This window comes from Streptoverticillium olivoreticuli subsp. olivoreticuli (genome assembly GCF_003391135.1).
In the GTDB taxonomy this organism is placed as follows: Bacteria; Actinomycetota; Actinomycetes; order Streptomycetales; family Streptomycetaceae; genus Streptomyces; species Streptomyces blastmyceticus.
Genome location: NZ_CP031455.1, coordinates 5,466,305 through 5,487,432 on the forward strand (window position 1 = coordinate 5,466,305; position 21,128 = coordinate 5,487,432).

22 protein-coding genes and 1 pseudogene are annotated in these 21,128 nt (G+C 71.5%); 3 read left to right on the plus strand and 20 right to left on the minus strand.

The window, feature by feature from the left end:
* Positions 1 to 102 precede the first annotated feature (102 nt).
* From DXZ73_RS24075 to DXZ73_RS24110, 8 genes are all read right to left on the minus strand, one after another.
* On the minus strand, positions 103 to 1,593 hold the full coding sequence (locus DXZ73_RS24075; RefSeq protein WP_116213142.1) for an ABC transporter substrate-binding protein: 1,491 nt from the start codon (positions 1,591 to 1,593) through the stop codon (positions 103 to 105).
* Positions 1,590 to 2,852: an ATP-grasp domain-containing protein gene (locus tag DXZ73_RS40120; RefSeq protein ID WP_116213143.1), complete on the minus strand. Its 1,263-nt coding sequence runs from the start codon at positions 2,850 to 2,852 to the stop codon at positions 1,590 to 1,592. Before DXZ73_RS40120 ends, DXZ73_RS24075 begins: the two co-directional genes overlap by 4 nt.
* A 35-nt stretch (positions 2,853 to 2,887) precedes the next feature.
* Positions 2,888 to 4,114 carry an MFS transporter gene (locus DXZ73_RS24085; RefSeq protein ID WP_162890310.1) on the minus strand — a complete coding sequence of 409 codons (1,227 nt, stop codon included), beginning with the start codon at positions 4,112 to 4,114 and terminating at the stop codon, positions 2,888 to 2,890.
* A gap of 138 nt (positions 4,115 to 4,252) precedes the next feature.
* The gene (locus tag DXZ73_RS24090; protein WP_116213145.1) at positions 4,253 to 5,512 is read right to left on the minus strand and encodes an ATP-grasp domain-containing protein; all 1,260 of its coding nucleotides are present in this window, start codon (positions 5,510 to 5,512) and stop codon (positions 4,253 to 4,255) included.
* A 105-nt stretch (positions 5,513 to 5,617) separates the two neighbouring features.
* Positions 5,618 to 6,313, minus strand: coding sequence for a hypothetical protein (locus DXZ73_RS24095; protein WP_116213146.1), 696 nt, complete (start codon positions 6,311 to 6,313; stop codon positions 5,618 to 5,620).
* A gap of 160 nt (positions 6,314 to 6,473) precedes the next feature.
* Complete coding sequence (locus DXZ73_RS24100) at positions 6,474 to 7,925, minus strand: PLP-dependent aminotransferase family protein (RefSeq protein WP_162890311.1); 1,452 nt, start codon at positions 7,923 to 7,925, stop codon at positions 6,474 to 6,476.
* A 445-nt stretch (positions 7,926 to 8,370) separates the two neighbouring features.
* Positions 8,371 to 8,826, minus strand: coding sequence for a tellurite resistance TerB family protein (locus DXZ73_RS24105; RefSeq protein ID WP_116213148.1), 456 nt, complete (start codon positions 8,824 to 8,826; stop codon positions 8,371 to 8,373).
* A 96-nt stretch (positions 8,827 to 8,922) separates the two neighbouring features.
* Entirely contained in the window at positions 8,923 to 9,951 is a 1,029-nt protein-coding gene (locus DXZ73_RS24110; RefSeq protein ID WP_116213149.1) for a rod shape-determining protein, read from the minus strand.
* 540 nt (positions 9,952 to 10,491) lie between these two features.
* Here DXZ73_RS24110 and DXZ73_RS24115 point away from each other — a divergent pair.
* On the plus strand, positions 10,492 to 10,812 hold the full coding sequence (locus tag DXZ73_RS24115) for a UBP-type zinc finger domain-containing protein (protein WP_116213150.1): 321 nt from the start codon (positions 10,492 to 10,494) through the stop codon (positions 10,810 to 10,812).
* On the opposite strand, the gene DXZ73_RS24120 is transcribed toward DXZ73_RS24115, so the two are convergent.
* From DXZ73_RS24120 to DXZ73_RS39575, 5 genes are all read right to left on the minus strand, one after another.
* Positions 10,779 to 11,249: a lasso peptide biosynthesis B2 protein gene (locus DXZ73_RS24120; protein WP_116213151.1), complete on the minus strand. Its 471-nt coding sequence runs from the start codon at positions 11,247 to 11,249 to the stop codon at positions 10,779 to 10,781. The genes DXZ73_RS24115 and DXZ73_RS24120 overlap by 34 nt on opposite strands.
* Positions 11,246 to 11,506 (minus strand): lasso peptide biosynthesis PqqD family chaperone, encoded by a 261-nt coding sequence (locus DXZ73_RS24125; RefSeq protein WP_116213152.1) that lies wholly within the window; start codon positions 11,504 to 11,506, stop codon positions 11,246 to 11,248. Before DXZ73_RS24125 ends, DXZ73_RS24120 begins: the two co-directional genes overlap by 4 nt.
* Positions 11,503 to 13,344 (minus strand): asparagine synthase-related protein, encoded by a 1,842-nt coding sequence (locus DXZ73_RS24130; RefSeq protein WP_116213153.1) that lies wholly within the window; start codon positions 13,342 to 13,344, stop codon positions 11,503 to 11,505. The genes DXZ73_RS24125 and DXZ73_RS24130 overlap by 4 nt, the downstream gene beginning before the upstream one ends.
* Positions 13,345 to 13,352: 8 nt before the next feature.
* Positions 13,353 to 13,511, minus strand: coding sequence for a lasso RiPP family leader peptide-containing protein (locus tag DXZ73_RS24135; RefSeq protein WP_205519215.1), 159 nt, complete (start codon positions 13,509 to 13,511; stop codon positions 13,353 to 13,355).
* Positions 13,512 to 13,633: 122 nt separating this feature from the next.
* A complete protein-coding gene (locus tag DXZ73_RS39575; RefSeq protein WP_240351844.1) occupies positions 13,634 to 14,074 on the minus strand; it encodes a hypothetical protein in 441 nt (146 codons plus the stop codon).
* A 166-nt stretch (positions 14,075 to 14,240) separates the two neighbouring features.
* Here DXZ73_RS39575 and DXZ73_RS24145 point away from each other — a divergent pair, with 166 nt between their 5' ends.
* The gene (locus DXZ73_RS24145; protein WP_116213155.1) at positions 14,241 to 14,486 is read left to right on the plus strand and encodes a GntR family transcriptional regulator; all 246 of its coding nucleotides are present in this window, start codon (positions 14,241 to 14,243) and stop codon (positions 14,484 to 14,486) included.
* A gap of 283 nt (positions 14,487 to 14,769) precedes the next feature.
* Here DXZ73_RS24145 and DXZ73_RS24150 read toward each other — a convergent pair whose 3' ends face one another.
* The 5 genes from DXZ73_RS24150 to DXZ73_RS24170 all read right to left on the minus strand — a co-directional run bounded on the left by DXZ73_RS24150 (position 14,770) and on the right by DXZ73_RS24170 (position 18,822).
* Positions 14,770 to 15,885, minus strand: a complete 1,116-nt coding sequence (locus tag DXZ73_RS24150; protein WP_162890312.1) for a methyltransferase domain-containing protein — start codon at positions 15,883 to 15,885, stop codon at positions 14,770 to 14,772.
* 213 nt (positions 15,886 to 16,098) lie between these two features.
* Positions 16,099 to 16,947, minus strand: coding sequence for a helix-turn-helix domain-containing protein (locus DXZ73_RS24155; RefSeq protein ID WP_116213157.1), 849 nt, complete (start codon positions 16,945 to 16,947; stop codon positions 16,099 to 16,101).
* 27 nt (positions 16,948 to 16,974) lie between these two features.
* Complete coding sequence (locus DXZ73_RS24160; RefSeq protein ID WP_116213158.1) at positions 16,975 to 17,496, minus strand: DUF6879 family protein; 522 nt, start codon at positions 17,494 to 17,496, stop codon at positions 16,975 to 16,977.
* Positions 17,468 to 17,710 (minus strand): hypothetical protein, encoded by a 243-nt coding sequence (locus DXZ73_RS24165; protein WP_116215814.1) that lies wholly within the window; start codon positions 17,708 to 17,710, stop codon positions 17,468 to 17,470. The genes DXZ73_RS24160 and DXZ73_RS24165 overlap by 29 nt, the downstream gene beginning before the upstream one ends.
* Before the next feature lie 152 nt (positions 17,711 to 17,862).
* Positions 17,863 to 18,822, minus strand: a complete 960-nt coding sequence (locus tag DXZ73_RS24170; RefSeq protein ID WP_116213159.1) for a hypothetical protein — start codon at positions 18,820 to 18,822, stop codon at positions 17,863 to 17,865.
* A 77-nt stretch (positions 18,823 to 18,899) separates the two neighbouring features.
* Here DXZ73_RS24170 and DXZ73_RS24175 point away from each other — a divergent pair, with 77 nt between their 5' ends.
* Positions 18,900 to 19,541 carry a TetR family transcriptional regulator gene (locus DXZ73_RS24175; protein ID WP_116213160.1) on the plus strand — a complete coding sequence of 214 codons (642 nt, stop codon included), beginning with the start codon at positions 18,900 to 18,902 and terminating at the stop codon, positions 19,539 to 19,541.
* A 368-nt stretch (positions 19,542 to 19,909) separates the two neighbouring features.
* Here the strand turns inward: DXZ73_RS24175 and DXZ73_RS40635 are convergent.
* A pseudogene (locus DXZ73_RS40635) lies at positions 19,910 to 20,089 on the minus strand (maltokinase N-terminal cap-like domain-containing protein); the annotation flags it as partial.
* Positions 20,086 to 21,084 carry a zinc-dependent alcohol dehydrogenase family protein gene (locus tag DXZ73_RS24180; protein ID WP_116213161.1) on the minus strand — a complete coding sequence of 333 codons (999 nt, stop codon included), beginning with the start codon at positions 21,082 to 21,084 and terminating at the stop codon, positions 20,086 to 20,088. The gene DXZ73_RS24180 and the pseudogene DXZ73_RS40635, both read right to left, overlap by 4 nt.
* Positions 21,085 to 21,128: the final 44 nt, after the last annotated feature.

Consider the following 21,128-nt stretch of genomic DNA (forward strand, 5'->3'; position numbering starts at 1 on the left):
CCGGCGTTTGAGGACAGCGCGCGAAGCGTGCTTCGGGGTCTGGGGCGGAGCCCCAGTTCGGGAAGGGGCGGGGCGGGGAAGAAAGCCGCCGCCCGCAGGGCGTCAGAGCGCGTACCCCCTGAGCACCGGCTCCCCGAACGCATCGTGCCACGGACCCAGCGCGGACACCCGATCCGTGTCGACCAAGTGATACAGCGCCCCCTCCCACAACGGAAACACCGGCAACGAACCCAGAAGCACCCGCTCCACCTCCCGGTAGACCAAGAGCCGGTCCCCCACCCCCGCAACCCCCCGCGCCCGCGACAGCAGCTCGTCGAGCGCGGCGTCCCGATACCCCACCCCACGCAGCAGCGGCCCCACCGCGTTGTCCGCGGACAGGTAGTCGACCTGCCAGTTCAGCCGGAACGGCCCGTCCATCACCGGGAGTTCCGACAGGAAGGAGGAGCGGTCGGACGGCACCGCCTCCGCCGGGATGCGCAAGCCCGCGCCGACCCCCGCCGCGAGATCCGCCGCCCACCCCTCGTGCCCCTGGCCCGCGGGATAGCGGAAGACGAAGCGCGGCGGCGGGGCCAGGCCCCGCTCGGCGAGGAGCCGCCGCGCCCCGGCGGGGTCGTGGGGAATCACGTCCGGCGCCGGGCCCGACGGGTCCAGGACCGGCGGCAGGACCCGGTGGGCCACCGGGCGCGTGCCCGCGAAGTGCGTGCGGCCGATCGTCTCGCGGTCCACGCACATGGCCACCGCACGCCGCACCACCGGGTCGTCGTAGGGCGCGACGGCCGTCGGGAAGGCGAGGAAGGTGACCATGGGGTTGGGCGTGACGCGGAAGCGCGGACCGCCGTCGCGCGCCGCCGCGTCGATCCTGGTCGGCGGCACCTCGGTCACGTCGACCTCGCCCCGCAGGAACGCCTCGTGCCCCCCGGCCAGGTCCGGGTGCGTGGAGAAGGTGATCCGCGCCGCCTGCCCGGCGCCGCCCGCCGGGTGCGCGGCGTTGGCGGCGTAGTAGCCGTCGAACCGCTCGACGGTCAGGTCCTCGCCCGGCCGCCAGGGCCCGGTGAGGCGGTACGGCCCGTTGCTGACCGGGCGCAGGGCGAACCCGGCGGGGTCCGCCTCTGCCAGTTCCTCCGGTACGGGCGCGGTCGCCCGGTGGCTGAAGACGGCCGCGATGTCGTGGAACGGATCGGTCAGCCGGATCTCCAGCAGCAGCTTCCAGAGGACGCGCACCCCGCCGAGCCGCGCGCTCCGCCCCGCCCGTACGTCGTCGTACCCCTCCACCACCGCGAGGTGCTCGGCCAGTTCCGAGCCGGTCCCGGGCGCGACCACGCGGGAGAGCGCGTAGCGGTAGTCCTCGGCCGTCACCTCGCGTCCGTGGTGGAAGCGCACGCCGGGGCGCAGCGTGAACCGTACGGAGAGGCCGTCCGGCGCCACCTGCCAGCCGCTCGCGGCGGCGGGGGCGAGCCGGCCGGTGGCGGGGTCGCAGTCGACGAGGGGGTCGGCGATGACGCCCGCGATCAGCGCACCGTCGTGTTCGAAGGCGGTGCCGGGGTCGATCGCGGACGGCATGCCGAGCCGGACCCGCAGGGTGCGCCCGCTCATCGGGCGGCGGCGGGGGCGGCGGCCGTGGTCTCCAGCCGGTAGCGGGCGATGCCCTCCAGCACGGCGCGGCGGACCGTCGCCTCGTCGGGCCCGCGCAGCAGGAAGCGGCCGCCGGCGTGGTCGTAGCCGCCCTCGCCGTCGAAGACCTGCCCGGGGGCCGGGAGCGCCTCCCCGTAGAACTCGGGTATCGCCTCGACCAGGGAGTTGCGGCTGACGACGCGCCGCGGCCACGGCCTCGGCTCGGGGAAGACCAGCCAGCCGCCGCCGACTCCGGGCCCGGGGTGGGTGAGCTCCTCCAGGGATGTCAGCGGGGGCAGCCCGACCGCCGCGCGCACGGCCTCGCCGTAGAGGTCGATGCCGAAGATGTCGCGGTGGACGAACGGCACCCCGGCCCCGCCCGGCCGCAGGCCCACCTCCAGGAACACGTGCTCCCCCGCGGAGTCGACGATCACCTCCAGGTGGAACGGGCCGTCCCACAGCTCCAGGGCGTCCAGGCAGTCCGCGGCGAAGGACATCAGGGCGTCGCGCCGCGGGCCCGGGTCGAGGAGCACCGAGCCGAGCGGCAGGCCGTGGGTGAAGTCCAGGCAGGTGTTGACGTACGCGGAGGCGGTGGCGAAGTGGAAGCGCCCGTCGCGGCGGATGCCGTCCACGTGGTGGATGGCGCCCTCGACGTACTCCTCCGCCTCGTAGCCGTACCGGTCGACGCCCTCCAGGGCCTCCTGGAGCTCGCTCTCGGTGCGCACCAGCAGCACGCCCTTGGCGGAGGCGCCGTCGCGGGGCTTGAGGATCAGGGGCAGGCCGAGCTCGTCGGCGAGGGTCTTGGCGTGCGAACCGGCGTCCAGCGCCCGGTACTTCGGCGCCCGCACCCCGGCCAGCCGGATCCAGCGCTTCATCCGCGTCTTGTCGCGGAACCGCAGGACGTACTCCGTCTTCCGGCCCGGGGCGCCGAGCGCCTCCCGGAGCCGGGCCGCGGTGATCAGGTCGAATTCCGACAGGCCGATGATCCCGGCGAGCGGGCCGTGGGCCCGGGCGACGCGGCGGGCGGCGGGCAGCAGCGTCTCGTACGCCATGTCCTCGACGACGACGGTCTCGGCGGCGCCGTCCCGGTCGAGGGGCGCGAGCGCGTCGGCGGTGGCCAGATAGGCGAGGCGGAAGCTGCCGGGCGGTACGAAGCGGTGGTACTCGCCGAACTCGTCGTCGAACCGGTTGAGGACGAGGAGCAGCGGGGCAGTGTCCTGCCCGGATGACTGATGGTTCACGGTGGCGTTCCTCAGTGGTGGTGTCCGGCGTTCGGTCAGTGGTCCCAGCGGATCAGGGCGGGCAGGGCGATCAGGGTGACGAGCAGGGAGAGGGTGCCTCCGACGAGCCAGGGGGACACCAGGCCGAAGGAGTTGGCGACGAAGCCGCCGACGAGCGAGCCGAGCGGCATCGCGCCCCAGGTGAGCATGCGGGCGGCGCCCGAGACCCGGCCGAGCAGCTCGGCGGGGACCAGCCGCTGCCGTACGGACTGCACCACCACGACCCACAGCGAGACGCTGACGGAGAAGACGGTGAACAGGGCCACGACGGTGACGGGGCTGCGGCCCACCAGGCCGATCGCGAGCCACATGAGCGAACAGGCGGTCTGCGCCCCGATGGCAGTCAACCGGGGGCCGAAGCGGGCGACGACCCGGCCGCCGACCATCCCGCCGACGACCCCGCCGATCGCCATGGCCGCCAGCAGGACGCCGTAGCCGCGGTCCCCCACGTGCAGCTCGTCGTGGGCGAAGAGCACCAGCGTCGACAGGGCCATGGCCTCGCAGAACATGGCCGCGCCCGCGACCAGCGACAGGGTGCGCAGCAGCCGGTGGCGCAGCAGCCAGCGCAGCCCCGCCGCGATCTCGGCGGACAGCTTCTCGCCGCCCGCCGGGCGGGGCTCCCGCGCTGGGGTGCGGATGCGCTGGATGAGCAGCACGGACAGGGCGAAGGTGATGCTGTTCAGCCAGAACGGGAGGGGCGCGGCGAACGCGAACAGCGCGGCGCCGAGTGGCGGCCCGGCGAACTCGCGGGCCACGGTCTCGCTCGCCACGAGCCTGCCGTTGGCCCGCTCCAGATGGCGCTCCGGCACGACGGCGGCGATGACCGTCTGGCTGGCCGTGGTGAACAGCACCTCGGCGGAGGCCACCCCGAAGGGCAGCAGGAACAGCATCCAGATCTGCGTGAGTTCACCGGAGACCAGCACGGCGATGACCGCCACCAGTGCCGCCTGCGCGATCTGCGCGCCGAGCATGAGGCGCCGGCGGTCCATCCGGTCCACCAGCGCCCCGCCGATCACCGACAGCAGCAGCCAGGGCAGCGTGGACGCGAAGGCGACACCGGAGATCAGCCGGGGGTCGTCGGTGAGACTCTTGGCGGTCAGCGGCAACGCGGCGACGAGGGCACCGTCACCGAGCGGCGCGATGAGACTGGCGGACCAGAGATAGCCGAAGTCTCTTCCTATGCCCTTGCCTTCGGCGGGGGCGGCGGTGGGTGTCTGTTCCAAAGGGTTCGTCCTCGGCGGCTGGGTTGCTGGGGGCAAGCCCCCAGACCCCCGAACGCGGCTGCGCCGCGTGTCCTCAATCGGGGCCTGGGGGTTCACCCCCAGTTTCGGGAAGGGGCGGGATTGGGGAAGAAACCCCGGTCAAGCGAGCCGCACCGAGTCCCCGATCGCGTTCCAACGCGAAAGCGCGCCGGCGTACGACTCCGCCTGGAAGATGACATGTCCCAGCAGACACCGGAAGTCCTCCGCGGGCGGAACCTCCGCCCCCGGCTCGTAATACAGCGAAACCTCCAGCACATCATCGGAGGCGGCCAACTCATCGAGCCCCACGAGCCCGTTGAAGGACGGCACCCCCGAGGCCGCGCTGAAGCAGCGCACCGCCGCGCACTTCGCCCGCGGTGCCGAGAAGACCCCCAGCTCGTCGGGGTCGAGCGCGACGTACGAGGCGAGCATGACGCGGGCCAGGGAGACGCCCGTGACGAGCTCCACGAGCTGGGGGATGCAGTGCCCGGCGAGGCGGGCGCCGATCTCGATCAGTACGGGATCGCCGTCGGGCAGCCGGAGTTCGCAGTGGAAGGGGCCCAGTGCGACACCCAGCGCCCGGCAGACGTCGGTGACGTACGCCTCGACGGCGGCCCGCACGGGCGGTTCGAGCTCATGCTGGACGATCATGCCGAGCTCCACGAAGTACGGCTCGGCGCCCAGCAGTTTGGAGGTGACGGAGACGATGACGACCTGGCCGTCGAGCACGTACCCCTCGACGCTGACCTCGGGCCCTGCGACGTACTCCTCCAGGAGCACGGGCCCTTCGAGGCCGCGGCCCATGTCGGTGCGCGGGTCGGTGCGTATCCAGTCGTACGCCCGGCGCAGCTCCTCCGGCGTCTCCACCCGGGTGACGTGGATGCTGCCCGCCGAGCGGGTCGGTTTGAGCACGGCGGGGAATCCCACCCGGGCGGCGGCCGCGTCCAGCCCGGCGGCGTCGGCCGCCTCGGCGTAGCGCGGGACGCGCAGCCCGGCGGCCCGCGCGCGGTCGCGCATCACCGCCTTGTCCCGGAGGGCCTCCACATCGGCCACGGGCAGGCCGGGCAGGCCCAGCCGGTCCGCGAGCCGGGCGACCGTGCCGACGTAGAACTCGAAGCCGGGCACGAGGCCCGCGAACGGCCGCTCGCGGTGCAGCTCCGCCACCGTGTCGTACAGCGCCGACTCGTCATTGGTGTCCACCACGACGAGTTCGTCGATGTGCTCGCGCAGCGGCTCGGCGATGCGCCGGTCGTCGCGGTCGTAGGAGGCGACGACGAGTTCGAAGCCGAGCGCGCGGGCCTCGACGAGCAATTGGCATCCGGACGACATGGGCTCGACGACCAGAATGCGGATACGGGGGCGGGGTTGCGGTTCGGTCATTGCAGTGGCTCTCCGGGACATCGGTGGCGGCGGCCCGGAAGGTGAATCAGGGCCGCCGCGTTGCGTTCACTGGTCGGAGCAGCGGTGCCGGTGAATCGGGCGCCGTCAGGCGGTCACGGCCTCCCGCGCGCCCACGGTGACCTCGTAGAGCTCGGCGAAGTAGTCGCCGATGAGGTCGATGAAGGTGGTGAGGTAGACCTCGGCCTTCTCGGGCGTGCTGAAGTTCTCCACCGCGCGGGACACGGTCCGGAACATCAGCTCGTCGTGGTCGTGCTGCTCGTCGAAGGCGATGTGCGCCTGCGTGCCGTGCACATACTCCTTGCCGAATTCCTCGGCGGCCTTGTCGGTGATGACCGGGTTGTAGCGGTCGGAGTACCACTCGACGAACCAGTCCCAGATGGTGGTGGGGGCCGGGCCGTCGTGGTCCGCCTCCAGCCGCAGATAGCCCATCAGCTTGGCGGTCGAGCTGAGCACCGGGGTGGCGTCCAGCTCCTCGATGGTGAGGCCGAACTTCTGGAGGTCCCGGGTGAACATGTTCTCGTGCCCGAATTCCTCGGCCAGATAGCGGGCCAGCTTCGCGGCCAACTGGTCGTCCTTGGAACCGACCTTGTAGAGGGCGTAGCTGTCGACCTCGTTGTTCAGGCGGATCCGCAGCACCGTCTCGGTGATGTGGCGGATGTAGTAATCCCGGTCGATCCACTCGCCGCGGTGCAGCTCGCGCATCTTCGGGACCCGCTTGAACTGCTTCTCCAGCAGCTCGGCGGCAAGGGATTCAAGACGATCACGATCGAGTTTCGGCATGCTTCTCTACAGCCTTTCGAGGGTGATTCCGCCGGGCGGCAAGAAGTGCCGGGCCCAGGGTCGTCGGCGGATTATTGAACCGGCCGTGCAGAATTTCCTTTACCAGTATGAAACATGGGTGGCGCGCTTCAAATAGCCAATTCGCAAGGCTTGGCCTGCGTCATGCGAGGGCCGGGCTCCGGATGGCCTCCGGGCGCTCGGCGGCCCCCGTCCGCGCGGTCTCCACGACGTCTTCCCAGGCGAGGGCGAGCCGCCGGACACCGTCCCGCAGGGAGTGCCCGTCGAGCGTGAACGGCAGCCGCAGCCTGCTGTCATAGGTGCCGCCGGTGCCGAACCGGGGGCCGCTCAGCAGATGGACGCGGCGCCGCTCGGCCGCGGTTGTGAGGGCGCTGCTGACGGGCGCGCCCAGATCGACCCAGAGGGTGGTGCCACCCCGCGGGATCGCGAAGCGCCAGCCCGGCAGCTGCTGCCGGAGCGCCGAGGTGAGCGTCGCCCGACCGTCCCGGAGCGTGGTCCTCCGCTCGGTCAGCAGCCCGTCCGCCGACGCCATCAGCCGGGCGGCGACCACCTGGTCCGGCACCGAACCCGTCGTCCCCAGCCCGCTGTTGATCACCGCGAGCCGGTGCACGGTCGACGCCGCCGTACGGATCCACCCCACCCGCACCCCGTCGCCGATCGCCGCCCGTACGGAATCGATCAGTGCCACCGTGCCGTCGGGGGCGTGCGCGGCGAGCGACTCGGGCATCCCGCCGTCGTCCAGCCGCAGGTCGGCCGTGCTCTCGTCGGCGACCAGGAGGGTGCCGGTGCGCAGCGCGGTCCGTACGAGGAGGCGGCGCTCCTCGGTCGACATCACATGCCCGGTCGGGTGCTGGAAATCCGGAGTGAGCAGCGCCAGTTGCGGTCTGGCCTGGTGCATCGCGGCACTGAAAAGCTCGATGTGCCAGCCGTTCGCCCCCAGGCCCACGGGCCACGGGCGGGCGCCGTGCAGCCAGATGGCGTCCATGACGTGGGGTGCCGCGGGCGATTCGATCAGGACGCGCTGTGCCGGTCTGGCCCTCAGCCGCAGCATCAACTGCCAGCTGTGCCGCACCCCTTGGGTGATCAGGATCTGCGCGGGCGAGGTGGGCAGCCCCCGCTCGGTGTAGCGGTCGGCCACTGCCTGCCGTAACTCCGGCAGGCCGTACGGCTCGTGGCTCCGGTCGGCGAAGGCCCTGGCCACGGCCGGGGCGATGGAGCCCAGCGCCTGGCCGAGGCGCTCGTCGGGTACGGGCAGGAGGTCGGAGGCGAAGTCGGCCACCCAGTCCGTCGCCGGTCTGCACCACTCGGCGGCGGGTCCGGGCGAGGCGGTCTCGGGGCCGTCCGCAGCCGGTTCCGGCAGTGCGATCACGGTGCCGGAACCACGGGCGCTGCGGAGCCGGCCCTCGGCGCGCAGCATGTCGTAGGCCTTGGTGACGGTGGTGCGGCTGATGCCCAGCTGCTCGGCGAGGGCCCGTTCAGGGGGTACTCGGGTGTCCGGTGACAGCTGCCCCTCACGGATGAGGATGCGGACGCGTTGTGCCAGTGCGTCGTACGCGGGTCCGCGCGAGCGCCAGTCACCCAGGAGCCGTCTCATCTGTCCCGGGCTCATCACGTGCAATATCTCTGCCACTGTGTGCCATTCGGAAAAGGCCGGTACGGCCGGTACGGCTTCCGAGATCCTTCGGCCTGCCCACCGAGCGCACGGGAGGTGTCCCGCTATCCGGGTTCGGTAGCAGGTGGAGCCTGGCGAATGGGGCTGTCGGCACACAGCAGGGCCGGACACGCTCGTGGTGGATGGCTCTGCCGGTGCGTCGACGGGGTGCCGGAGGCAGCGGCGGAGCCGGTATGGGCGAAGTACGAGATCTTGCGTGCGAGCCGCTCGGTGCGGCGCGCGTCAGGGCACGACGAACCGAACCTCTTGGAATCCCCCGTCATGCGCACATGCTCAACAGGCGCGCGACGGGGTGTCAAGGGTTTTTTCGAGCTTGTGGCAGTCGTCGAAGGTGCGGCACCGAAGTGCCGCACCTTCCGGAATCGGACTAGAGGTCGAACTCCGCCGGGTTGATGCCCAGCGCGAAGCACGCCTCGCGGACCACGGCCTGCTCGTCCTTGTCGAAGTCGCCGTCCGCGCCGCCGATGACGATGCCGATCTGGATGACCGCCCGCGCCTCCGTCGGCTTCTTCTGCACCTTGCCGATGGTCTGCAGGATGCTGACCTTGCCGAAGTCGAAGTCGGCCGTCAGCTTCTGGCAGTAGTCGTTGAAGCGGGCCTGGAGGTCGTCGGCCGGGAAGTTCTGGAGGACGTCGTTGGTGGCGATCAGCGAGGCCACGCGCTGCCGCTCGGAGGCGTCGATCGAGCCGTCGGCCGCGGCCACCAGCGCGCACATCGCCATGCTCGCGTCGCGGAACGCCCCGCTCTTGAGCTCGTTCTTCTTCGCCACGAGCTGACCCTGCATCGTCGCGGCGGAGTCCTTGAACCGGTCCCAGAGCGCCATCTGTGTCTCTCCTCGTAAAAATCAGGGGTGCACAGAAGGAACGGACCCAAAGGTAAAGAAGTTCCCAAGGGGGCGGGCAGGGTCCGGGGGCCGGGGTCAGGTGGCGAGCGGATCGAGGTGCAGCGGCCGCACCCGGCCCTCCAGCATCGCGCCGAGCCCCATCACCGCGCATGTGTCGGGGTGTTCGGCGATCCGCACGGTCATCCCCGTGGCGTCGGCGATCATCCGGTCCAGCCCCGGCAGCACCGCGCTGCCACCGGCGAGCATCACGCCGCGCTCCACGAGGTCGGCGACGAGGTCCGGCGGGCAGGCGCGCAGGACGCGCCCGATGGCGTCGAGCACGCCGGTCAACGGGGTGTGGATCGCCTCGCGGACGTGCTCGGTGCTCACCATGACCGTACGGGACAGGCCCGTGGCCACGTCGCGGCCGCGCACCTCCGCGCCCTCCTCCATGGGGTCCGCGCACAGCGCCCGCTGGAGCGGCGCCAGCCCCTGGGTGGGCAGCATCAGCTCATGCCTGCTGCGCAGGTGCTGGACCACGGCGTAGTCGATGGCATCGCCGCCCACCTGCACCTTCTCCGCCGCCACGATCGCGCCCAGGGAGAGGACGGCGACCTGCGTCGACGCCGCCCCGGCGACCACGATCATCGTTGCCTCGGGCTGCTCGACGGGCAGCCCGCACCCGACGGCGGCGGCGATGAGCGTGTCCACCAGCTCGACGCGGCGCGCGCCCAGGCCCGTGAGCGTCTCGGTCGCGGCCCGCTGCGCGAGCGGCTCGGCGTCGTGCGGCAGACACACGGCCGCGCGCAGCAGCGGCTTGCGCCGCCAGGCCCGGCGGATCTTGTCGCTGACGAGGAAGCGGAGCATGCGCTGCGCCATGTCGATGTCCACGACCGTGCCGCCGGAGATGGGCCGCACGACGCGGATGTGCTGGGGCGTGCGCCCCGCCATGCCCTCGGCCATGGCACCGACCGCGATCAGGGAACCCGTGCGGGTGTTCACGGCGGCGATGCTCGGCTCGTCCACGATCAGTCCGGTGTCCCGGACGTAGACCCGGGTGCGAGCGGCCCCGAGGTCGACGGCGACGGTGCAACGGCGCAGCTGCTCAAGGCTGTGAGGGGTCAAGACGGGATCCTTCCCGAGAACGGGTGGGGAAGCGGTGGCCACGCGTCCATCGTGCGTTGCGTATGTGTACGGGGCCCGATGGATTGAGCCGCATGGTTGACAGCCCGTCAGTGCTCTCCACTCGTCTGGCGTATGCCATTGCTTTGTCTGCGGGTCCGTTGCCGCCTGCGGCGGGGGCGCCCTGCGGGCGCGTCCTCAATCGCCGGACGGGCTGAATCAGCCCGTGGGGGCACCTCTGGGGGCACCCCCGGACGGAGTCTGGGGGAGGTAGCTGGGGGAGATTGAGGACAACGCGCGAAGCGTGCTTCGGGGTCTGGGGCAGAGCCCCTCACGCGGCGGAGCCGCATATCGGATGCAGCCGGGAAGGGGCGGGGCTGGGGAACAAGCGCCCACCGGGCCGCACCCGAGCGGGGGTCCGGGGCGGAGCCCGGGGCCGGCGGTGGCGGACACGAACACCCCCGTGATCCGTCTCCGCCACCATCGGCCTCGCACTCGCGAGTTTGCCAGGAGGGTCTGACAACGCCGCTCTATGTTGGAAGCATGAGCGAACCCACCTGGCAGGTCGCCGCCGACGTCGAAGGCCGCCCCACCCGGCGCGACTGCGCCCACCTGGACGAGGTCCGGGACGTCACCCCCAGCACGACGGAAGGCTGCGAGGACTGCCTGCGCATCGGCAGCACCTGGCTGCACCTGCGCGAGTGCCTGGTCTGCGGCCACATCGGCTGCTGCGACAGCTCCCCGAACCGCCACGCGAGCGCCCACGCGCACGCGGAATCGGGCCACGACCTCGCCCGCTCCTTCGAACCGGGCGAGGACTGGGCGTGGTGCTACGCGGACGAGCTGCTGCTGGTGCCGCGGTAACCCGCGACCACCGGGGGCGCCGGGGAGGATACCCCCACCGGCACGGTCACGATCGGCGAGAAGTACCCCGCGGGGTACGGCTCACCCACAGGCGACCCACCGGCCTCCACCCACGCATGCGCCCGGAACGGACGGCTCCGGACCCCCGCGCACCACACCACCCCCAAGCCGTCCAGCCGGCACAGCAGCACGACCGCCAGCGACCGCTGCAGACATCCCGCCTCCACCGCACACCGCTCGCTCGCCGCGACCACCGCCTCCCGGGCGGCCAGCACCTGTTCGGCCGTGGCCGGGGCGGCCCCGGGCCGGAAGCGGCCCAGCACCCGGCGGATGCGCCCCGGCGGCAGGGCGGCGAGCAGCCGGGCCCCGGCGACCGCCGCCCGCACGGCCGAGCGCCGCTGCGGCCAGGGCGTGGGCGTGGCGCCCGGCGCGCTCACGGCGTCACCAGGCGTGCGCTGCGCAGCGAGGTGACCAGGGCCGACACATCCTCCTCCGCCTGCCCGGCCGGCAGGCTCGGGTGATGCTCCCTCAGGCCGCGGGCGGCCTCGGCGGTGGTGGCGCCCTGGAGGAGCGCGTTGAGCACGAGCGTGCCGGTGGCGTTGAGCTGCCAGTAGCGGCCGGTGCGCTCGTCGAGCAGGATCATGCCGTCGTCGACGGGTGCGGTGCTGATGGTGTCGCGCAGGCTGACGGTCATCGTGCTCTCCCGGTCGGGGTGGAGGTGGGCCGGTGGGCGGGGCGGTTCAGGGAGCGCAGCCAGGTCTCGCAGGCGAGCGTCTGGGACAGGTGCGTGACGATGTGCGGCGTGGGGTGCGGGACGAGCAGCGCGGCGCGCAGCACGGAGGCGTCGATGAGCCCCATGCCGGCCAGCAGCGAGCCGTCGAAGAGCTCCAGCAGCTCGGCGCGGTGCCGAGCGAGGGCTATGTAGAAGTCGGTGCTGTAGTCGCCCTTGGTGGTGCGGGCCAGCAGGGGCGCCGGGACCATGCCGTCCATCGCGGTGGTGAGCAGTGGTTTGTACGCGGTGCGGCCGGCGCGCTCGTGGAGGCGTACGGACAGGGCCGCGTCCATCACCGGGTCGTCCAGGCAGGGCGCCGCCTGCGGCAGGCCGGACCGGGTGGTGGCCTGGTCGATGCGCCGGACGGCGGCCCCGGCCGTCCGGGCGTACTGCACGGCGGTGTGCTGTGCCCGGTGCGGCGCCAGTGGTTCGGGCCCGGCGGCGACCGCCTCGCGGAACAGGGTCCGGGCGGTGCGGACTGCCTCCGGCGTCGCCCAGGGCGGCATCCGCAGTGCCGGTCCCCAGGTCATGGAGGGCGCGGTGGGCGCGGTCGGCAGCGCGTCCATCTCCTCGACCGCGAGGCGCAGCCAGTCCGCGTACGTGGTGTGCTCGGCCAGGGCGCGCAGCAACGGCCGGAGTGGCTGCCGGAAGCGGATGCAGTGGCTGTGGATGTGGGCCGGTGCCTTCGCCGGATGCTCGCGGACCAGGTCGTGGAGATAGCGGGGGGTGACGGAGAACAGCTCGTCCCCGCCGTGCCCGGCCAGGTGCAGCCGGGAGCCCGCCATGCTCATCCGCCGGGCGAGATCGGCGAGCCGGGCCGTGTCGCGCACCCAGGCGCCGGGCTCCTCCAGCGGTGGATACGGGCCGTGCACCCCGGCGAACCACAGGGGGGTCTCTTCCTGCCCCACCGAATGGTGCTCCGCCTCAGGGAGCGCCGCCCGGGCCCGCTCCGCCCAGACCGTGTCGCTGTTGACCGGGTCGGCACCTTGCCGGTGCGTGGTCACCAGCCGGGCCGGACCGTGCGCCGCCAGGAAGCACAGACTGGTGGAGTCCAGACCGCCGGACAGGTCCGCGCTGACCGTGCCGCCGCCCGCCGTGCAGGAATCCACCGCCGCCGACAGCGCCTGCCGCAGCGCCTCCGCCCCCTCGGCCAGGGGCAGCGCCGGTTCGGGCGCGGTCCACCAGCGCCGCAGGCCGGACCGGCCGTCGGGCTCGACGACCAGGCAGTGGTCGGGCGGCACCGCCGTGACGCCCCGCCATGTGCTCCTCTCCTCCACGGGGTGCACGGCCCCGGCGGCCAGCAGCCGCGTCACCAGCACCTCTTCGTCCACCGGCGCGCCGATCGCCGCGGCCAGCACATCGCAGCGGCCCGACGCGACCGTCGTCCCGTCCACCAGCGCGTGGAAGACCCTGCGGACGCCCGAGGCGCTTCCCCGCACCCGCACCCTGCCGCCCACCGATGCGATCAGGTGGAAGCTGCCCGCCAGTGGCCGGGCGACCCGCTCGATCTGCGCCAGGTCGTCCACCTGTCCGAGCAGCGCCGTGAGTTCGGCAGCCGTGACCGCGCAGCGCCCGATCACCGCGACCCTCGCCTTGCGCGTACGCGCGACCGTCACCTGATCATCCGCCCACCGGCCCAGCAGCCACGGCCTCCCCGAACCGTGGGCGACGATCCGGTCGGCCCGTGGCCGCAGCGTGCACACCGCGGCCATGGCCGCCGGGCCGTCGGGCAGGACGGCGAACCACTCCTCACTCGGCACGGCCGGCGCTACTGCCAGTGCCAGAGCTGGCCTTCGCCGCCTTCCTCCAGCACGTTCCCCTCGATCCAGCCGAGTGTGAGCCTGCCGAAGTCCCCGACCTCCACGAGCGCCGGAGGCTCGTACACCTCCGCGGCCGGTGCCTCTGTGGACTCCATGAGATCTGTCATTCCGCGTCCCCTCCCGAATCCGCTGTCGTCACTCAGAGTATCTGACGGTCGCGCTCCGTGAAGGGGGGTTTAGCGCGCACACCCGGCGCACGGGGGGCGCGCGGGGCGCGCTGCTCCGGCGCTCACCTCCCCTGTCTCCTGTCGGAGTTGACCGCCTTCACCTTGGCGCTGAGCAGCTCGGAGTCCGTGGCGGGCCGGGTGTCGCCCGGTTCGACGTCCCACTCCCTGCCACCCGCGGGCGGCCGCAGCTGAAGATGGGGTCCGGCGTCGCCCATGACCCGCCCGATGCGGTCGGTACGCACGTCGACGACGTAGGTCCCGACCTCGGGAGCGGGCTCCCGAATGTGCTCCGAACAGCGGCAATTGGCAAGCGGCGAGCTGGGCTTGAGGTCGATCCCGTGGGCGGTGGCCCACATGTAGACACCGCAGGTGGATTGCGGCTCGGGGGTGGCGCCCGGGGGAGCGGGCGGCTGCGGTGCGGCTGGCGGCTGCGGTGCGTTGAGGGTGCGGGGCCTGAACGGTGCCCTCGCCCGGTGGAAGAGGCGAGCGATAAAGTCCTTCACGTCATCAGCTCCTGGAGTGTGCTGGTGGCCATGCCCCCGGGCCGTTCGTGCGGTCGCGGGGGTCTTTTGTGGCGTCACAATACGGCGCAGTGCTGCACCTGTCTATAGCCGGATATACACGTAGGCATCTATGTTCGACTAGGCGTTCATACGTACAGTTCCGCGCATGATGGAGTACGACCCGACTCAGCCCAAGTGGACGCAGATCGCGGAAGTGATCCGCCGGCGCATCGCCAGTGGCGAGTACCCGGTGAACCACCTGATCTCCGAGACGCGGCTGGAGCAGGAATTCGAGGTCGCGCGAGTGACCGTGCGCAAGGTCACCGCGGCGCTCCGGGCTGAGGGCCTGATCGTCACCACTCCGGGCATGGGCTCATTCGTGGCGGCGAAGCCGCCGACCGCGCAGACCTGAGCGAACCCGGCCCGCGCGGCGGCTTGTTCCCCAATCCCGCCCCTTCCCGAAACCGGGGCTCGTGCCCCGGACCCCGAAGCACGCTTCGCGCGCTGTCCTCAAACGCCGGACGGGCTGATTGCGCACCCCGAAGCCCAAGCTCCCTCATCGTGACAACGGCGAAGAACCCAAAACCCAGCCCGGCCGGCGCTTGAGGCCGCGCCCGCAGGGCGCTCCACCGCAGGCGGCAACGCACCCGCAGGCGGCAATAAACCGCACCCAGCGGAAAGCGCACCCAGCGGAATCAGCCAACGACAACACCCGGCTCATCCAGCCACACGCTCTGTCCCGCAGGCGTCACAGACAGCCCGTATCGCGTACGCACCGGCGCCCCCACCCCTTGCCACCACACGTACGCCTCCTCCACCTCCGACCAGAGCGCACGCGGCCCGCGCTGCCGCACAGCGAAGTCCGTCTCGCCCGGGACGTAATCCACCGACGCCCAAGAGCCGCCGACCGCATCGGCCAGCCACAGCGTCCACTCCCCGTCGGGGCCGTGACCGACGGTGCTGCGGCACCCCGGCACCCGTACCCCCACCGCGAACGCCGCGTCGTCGTCGCCGAGGGCGAGCCGGGGATCCAGACCCGTACGCGTCTCCACACCGTCGTCCGGGTCGTGCACGCAGGCCATGACGTCCCGTACGCGCGGCGCCTGAGCCCGCAGCCACATGAACGCACTGTCGCCGACGACGGGGCCGGATGCGGTGGAGCCGTTCGCGGTCAGTCGCACGAGGACGCCGTTGTGCAGATCCGTGCCCCAGGGGAAGAGGATCTCCCCTCCGGAGGCCGCCTGTTCGGCCCATGCCCACGGCACACGGTGGACCGCGCAGGTGGCGATGACACGGTCGTACGGTGCGCCGGGCGCCCACCCCTCCGTGCCGTCACCGGTGATCACGGACGGCGTGTAACCGGCTGCCTTGAGCGCGTCGCGCGCGCCGCCCGCGGTGACGGGGTCGACCTCTACAGAGGTGACGTTACGGTCGCCGAGACGGTGGGCGAGTAGCGCCGCGTTGTAACCGGTCCCGGTGCCGATCTCCAGCACCTTCATGCCTGCCCGGACGCGGAGTTCGGTGAGCATGAGGGCGACGACGCGCGGCATGCTCGCCGAACTGGACGGCACGAGGTTTTCGGCTGAAGGGTCCTCGACCTGGGTGACGAGTGCGGTGTCCTCGTACACGAGGGTCTGCCAATGGTCAGGGGCGTCGGCCCGCCGGACGGGCCGATAGGCGTTCCCGTCCCGCACCCACACGCGGTCCGGAACGAAGTCCTCCCGCCGGACGGTGCGAAGCGTCTCCTCCCACCCCGGGTCGAGAAACCCCGCCCTGGTCAACTGCGCCGCAAGCGATACGGGGTCACTCATCGCTTCGGGTTCTCCGGCCGCTTGGGGTCCGCCGGAGGAATCGGCTTGTCGGGCTTGTGCCCGTCGCTCTCGGCGGTGTCGGGCTTGCCTCCGTGCCTGGACATAATGGCCCCTTCCCATGTGGCTTGCGCCGGACCGCTGTTCGGCGCGTCCATCACGTTAGGGATTCGGTCGGCTTCACTTCAGCAGAGTTCTACGAAGTTGCACGCCGATTCACAGGGCGGCGATCGCGGACGTGATCAGCATCCGGGCGTCCGCCCCGTATACGGCCAGATTTCTCAGCTCGCCGAATGCCTTCACGTACAGAGCCACCTCGCTGGGAGCCGTGACGGTCACCTGCGCGGTCAGCAGCTCTACGTGGACGCGCAGTTCATCGAAGATGTTGAACGTCTCCAGCGTCCACATGCACCGTTCGTCCGTGCCGAGCGGGATGATGCCCAGCGATACGGCAGGCAATGACATCACCGACAGCAGGTGCCCGAGCTGCCCGGCCATTGTCTCGGCGTTCCCGATGCGGTGGCGCAGCACGGACTCCTCCACCAGCAGGGCGAAGCGGTGGTCTGCGGCGTGCAGGACCCGGGCACGTGCCATGCGGGCCTGTACGGCCCCGGTGATGTCGTCCGGGGTTCCGTGGAACCGGCCGATGACCGACAGCAGAGAGGAGGCGTAGGCAGGGGTCTGGAACAGACCCGGTACGACATGGGAGGCGTATGCCCGGAAGCGCCTGGTGCGCTCGTAGAGCGGGATCCTGGATTCTTGCAGGCGACGCAGTCCAGTCCGCTGGAGCCGTCGCCACTCGACGTACATGGAGTCGGCCGTACGTGACGCGGCGATGATGTCGTGAGCCTGGTCCGTCGCGTAGCAGGCATCGCACCATGCGCGGATGTCCGCGTCGGACGGCGGGGTCCTGGCATTCTCGATGCGGGACGACTTCGATTTGTTCCACCCGCACCGGACTGCCAGCTCCTGCCCTGTGAGGCCGGCGTCCAACCGGAGCTCGCGCAATCTTGCCGCTACGGCCTTACGTGCGGCTTCGGCGCTGGACGACTGATATGCAGGCATGAGCTGGCAGTCCGGTGATGCTTGGCGTCAGACCTTGAACTCCTCGTGCGGCGTGGCCCGCTCCCAGACGGACTCGAATGCTGCCGCGCACAGCTTGATGACCGCCGGGTCATCGCACAGTTCGTGCCCGGCGGAAGCACCGTCGCCGGTGAAGTGGCCGAAGCGGATCAAGTGGTCGTCGAACAGCCACAGGTCATTGCCGGGGAGGGCGATATCGGACGCCTTCCGCCGCGGCAGCCAGCGCACCTGCTCACCGGCTGCGACGTTCAGCGCGGTGCCCGAGTGCTCGAATCGGATGTACTCCGTCACGGGTTCCGAGACGATGCGTGCCCGTCGCATCTCCACACCACGGCCGATTGCTTCGGCGACGATGCCGAACCAGTGAGAACGATCGGCTCTGTCGGCTTCGGCGGTCCAAGTTCCCGCTTTCCACTGCGCGAACGGACCCACCTCGCTGTCAACGCCGTAGACGTCTCGCATCTCCAGATGCACCGCTGATCGCCGGCAAGTTGCCAGCAACTCAGCGAACGGTGGAACGTTCTGCGACATCACATGCCTCCCTGACGGCCGACACCATGCGGATCGGTAGACGAACCACCGCCTCGGTGTCGGGAATCGAACCGCTCTCCAGGCACTTGGCCAGGAGCGCGGCGTCCGCCTTCCAGCCCTGGAAAACGAACTCTTGAGCCTCGTCATCCACCCAAACCGTCGGGCAGTCATCACCGTTGGTGTTGGGGTCCTTGCCGAAGAACAGTAGTGCCATGACCATTCCTCCTGCCGAGGCAGTTGCGGCTTGTTGCACGACCATCGCCGCACAGGGCGAGCCGCGTCAAGGGCGCACGGGCGTGCTGCCGGTTCACTTGGCGAGCCCTGAAACCCCACCCTCGATCGCGACCCCAAAAGCACGCCCCCACCTCAAACCGTCAGCTCCTCGATCAACCCCCGATAGACCCCGAACGCCTCCTTCCGGGAGTAGTCGTCGCGCAGGAGACCGAAGCCGTCGAAGAGGTCCGTGCCGGATGTGTTCGCGTCGCGCAGGTCGAAGTAGGAGTAGCCGCCGATGTTGAGGGATTCGCGGAGGGCGGTCACCTTGCGCACGACTTCTTCGAGGACCTCGGCCTGGCGGTGTTCCGTGCGGGTCGGGCCGGTGGGCCAGCCGTTCTCGGATATGTGGACGGGGACGGACGCGCCGATGCCGGCCCGCGGGAGGCTCGTGTCGCGGAAGTGGGTGAGCACCGTGGCCACCGCTGACGGCAGTTGGTCCGCCGGGAGGGGGCGGAAGACGTCGGGGAAGAAGTCGAGGCCGACGTAGTCGAGCGATCGGTGGAAGCGTTCGTCCGCCAGTGCGCCGATGTCCTGCCAGAAGGTCGGGGAGGCGCGGCCGAAGTCCGGTACGGCGTTGAAGCCGACCAGGATGTCGTGGCCGCAGGCGCGCGCCTCCTCCTTGGCCGCGACCACGCCCTGGACGATCGCCTGGAGCACGTTCGGTGTGCCGCCGTCGAGGTTGGGCATGTCGAGATTCGGCTCCTCGCATATCTGCAAGGAGGCCAAATACGGGCCGTCGGTCCGTACCGTGGCCCGGATGTACTCCAGCCAGCCGTCGAGTTCGCCCGTCGGCTCGCGGAACTGGAGCACCAGGTCGAGCTCGCGGCCCTCGCCGAGGTAGCGCATCGGGTCGTCAGGGGTGGTGGGGGTGTCCGCGGTGGCGCCCGCCGCGTACGGGCGGTAGGCGCGGACCAGGAGGGTCCGCGCGCCGCCCTGGAGCTCGCGCAGGGCGGCGGTGATCTGTTCGGGCTGATCGGGGTGCACGGGGTGTGTGAGACCGGTGTCGCTGCCCAGCAGAGCGCCGGGGTAGATCCCGAAGGTGAAGGTCATGGCCGCACCCTAGCCGATATTTTTGGTGTCACACCAAATTTGGGGTGACATCATGTGCGGGCTCTATCATCGTGGTCATGGGACTCCGTGAACTCAAGAAGCAGCAGACCCGGGCCGCCCTCTCCGACACGGCCATGGGGCTCTTCGTGGAGCGCGGATTCGACCGGGTCGCGGTCGCCGAAGTGGCCCGCGCCGCAGGGGTGTCGGTCAACACCGTCTTCAATTACTTCCCCACCAAGGAGGACCTGTTCTTCGACCGGCAGGCGGAGGTCGAGGCGCACCTCGCCGAGGTCGTCCGCAACCGCCCGGACGGCAGCTCCGCCGCCGGAGCGGTCTGTGCGGACCTGCTGGCCGGGCTCGAACGCAACGAGCCGACCCTCGCGCTGAGCGCGGAGGCGAGGACCTTCTGGCGGGTGGTCGCCGACAGCCCCGCCCTCCAGGCCCGGGGCCGCGAGATCGCCGAACGGTCCGAGGCCGCCCTCGCCGCGGCGCTGGCCGAGGAGTCGGCCGCCGGACCCGGCGACCCGCTCCCCGCCGTGCTGGCCGGTGCCATCGCCGGCGCCCACCGGGCGGTCACCGCCGAGATCCGCCGCAGGGTCGTCGCGGGCGAACCGGAGGAGAGCATCCGCGGCGCCGTCACCGGGGCCGTGGGGCGCGCCTTCGCCCTGCTCCGGCCGGGCCTCGACGGCTTCGCGGAGGGGGCGGGGAACTCCCGCTGACGTGTGCCCGGTTCACGGGCTTGCGCCTTCAGCCCTCGGACGCCCCCCCGCAGCACCGCGAACAGCCCCTTCGCCCGCGTGCCGTCCGGCAGTTGCCAAGGGCCGCCGACGTGGCCGGTGGCGCCCTCGAGGAGGAGGCCCGTGGCGGGCTCCAGGACGCGGTGCAGGCGGAGTTCACAGCCACCGACGGACAGTGCGGTGCCCTCCTGGTCGTCGGTGGCCGTGAAGTCCGCGGCGGCGGGGCCGTCGCCGGTGCAGGAGCGGGTGATGTCCGGGTCGGGGGTGTCGTCGACACTCTGCATCTGGGCCCGGGCCCGGCCCTCGATCAGGGCGAGCAACTGGGCCACCAGCACAGGGTCGTGGCAGCCGTCGTAGACCCAGCGCTTCCCCAGCACCCCGTGCTCCAGTGTGCCGATGAGGGCGTGGTCCGCTCCGGCGAGCGGGGCGCCGCGATAGGTGCACGGCACGAGATAGGTGACCGCGTGCGTGCTCGACGTGTCGGTGACCGCCAGGAACTCGATGTGATCCCGTCGGAGCGCATGAGTCAGACCCGCACCACGATCTTTCCCAGGTGCGTGTTGGACTCCATCAGACGGTGTGCGTCGGCGATCCGCTCCAGCCCGTCGAAGACCTCCGCGATCACCGGCGTCAGCGCGCCGCTCGTCAGGCCGGAGCCGATGTAGGCCGCAGCCCGCCGCCGGTAGGAGGCGTCCCGGGAGGTGATCCCGTTCGCGTGGGTGTGCACCGTCTGGGGCCAGTTCAGCGACAGTTGTACGGGGCGCGGGTCCAGAGTGCCGTAGAGGACCGCCGTGCCGCCGGGCGCCAGGGCGTCGCCGAGGGCTGCGAAGCCGGGGCCGCCGATCGCGTCGAAGGCCAGCCGCGCGCCCACGCCGCCCGTGACGCGGCGCACCTCCCGCACCAGGTCCTCGGACTCCGTGGTGATGACGTGCGCCGCGCCGAGGTCCAGCAGCCGCTGCCGCTTGGCCCCGCCGCGCGTGGTGGCGATCGGGACCGCGCCCGCGCGCAGGGCCGTCTGGATCGCGGCCGTGCCGACGCCACTGGACGCACCCGTGATCACCACGTGGTCGCCCGGGGCCAGGCCGCCGGTCTCGATCAGACCGCCGTACGCCGTGGAGTACGTGAGCCACGTCGCGGCGGACGTCACCGCGTCCACGCCGGCGGGCGCGCGGACGACGGACTCCTCGGGCAGGACGACCCGTTCGCCGTACACCCCGTGGTCACGGAAGTCGAAGTTGGCGACGGTCGTCACCGCGTCGCCGACGGCGTGCTCGGTCACGTCCGTGCCGACCGCCTCGACGACACCGGACGCCTCGTAGCCGAGCCGGGAACCCGGCAGGGTCGGCGGGTAGTAGTACGTGCCCGCACGGAAGAGGGCCTCCGCACGGTTGAGGCCGATCGCCTCGACGCGGACGAGGACCTCGCCGGGGCCGGGCTCCGCCAGCGGCACCTCCTCGACCTCGAGGACCTCGGGCCCTCCGAGCTCGTGGAACAGAACCGCCTTGGTGGTGGAAGAAGTTGTCATGAGGCGACCGTATGGAGCCGAGGCGGAGACGATCCATGTCTCAA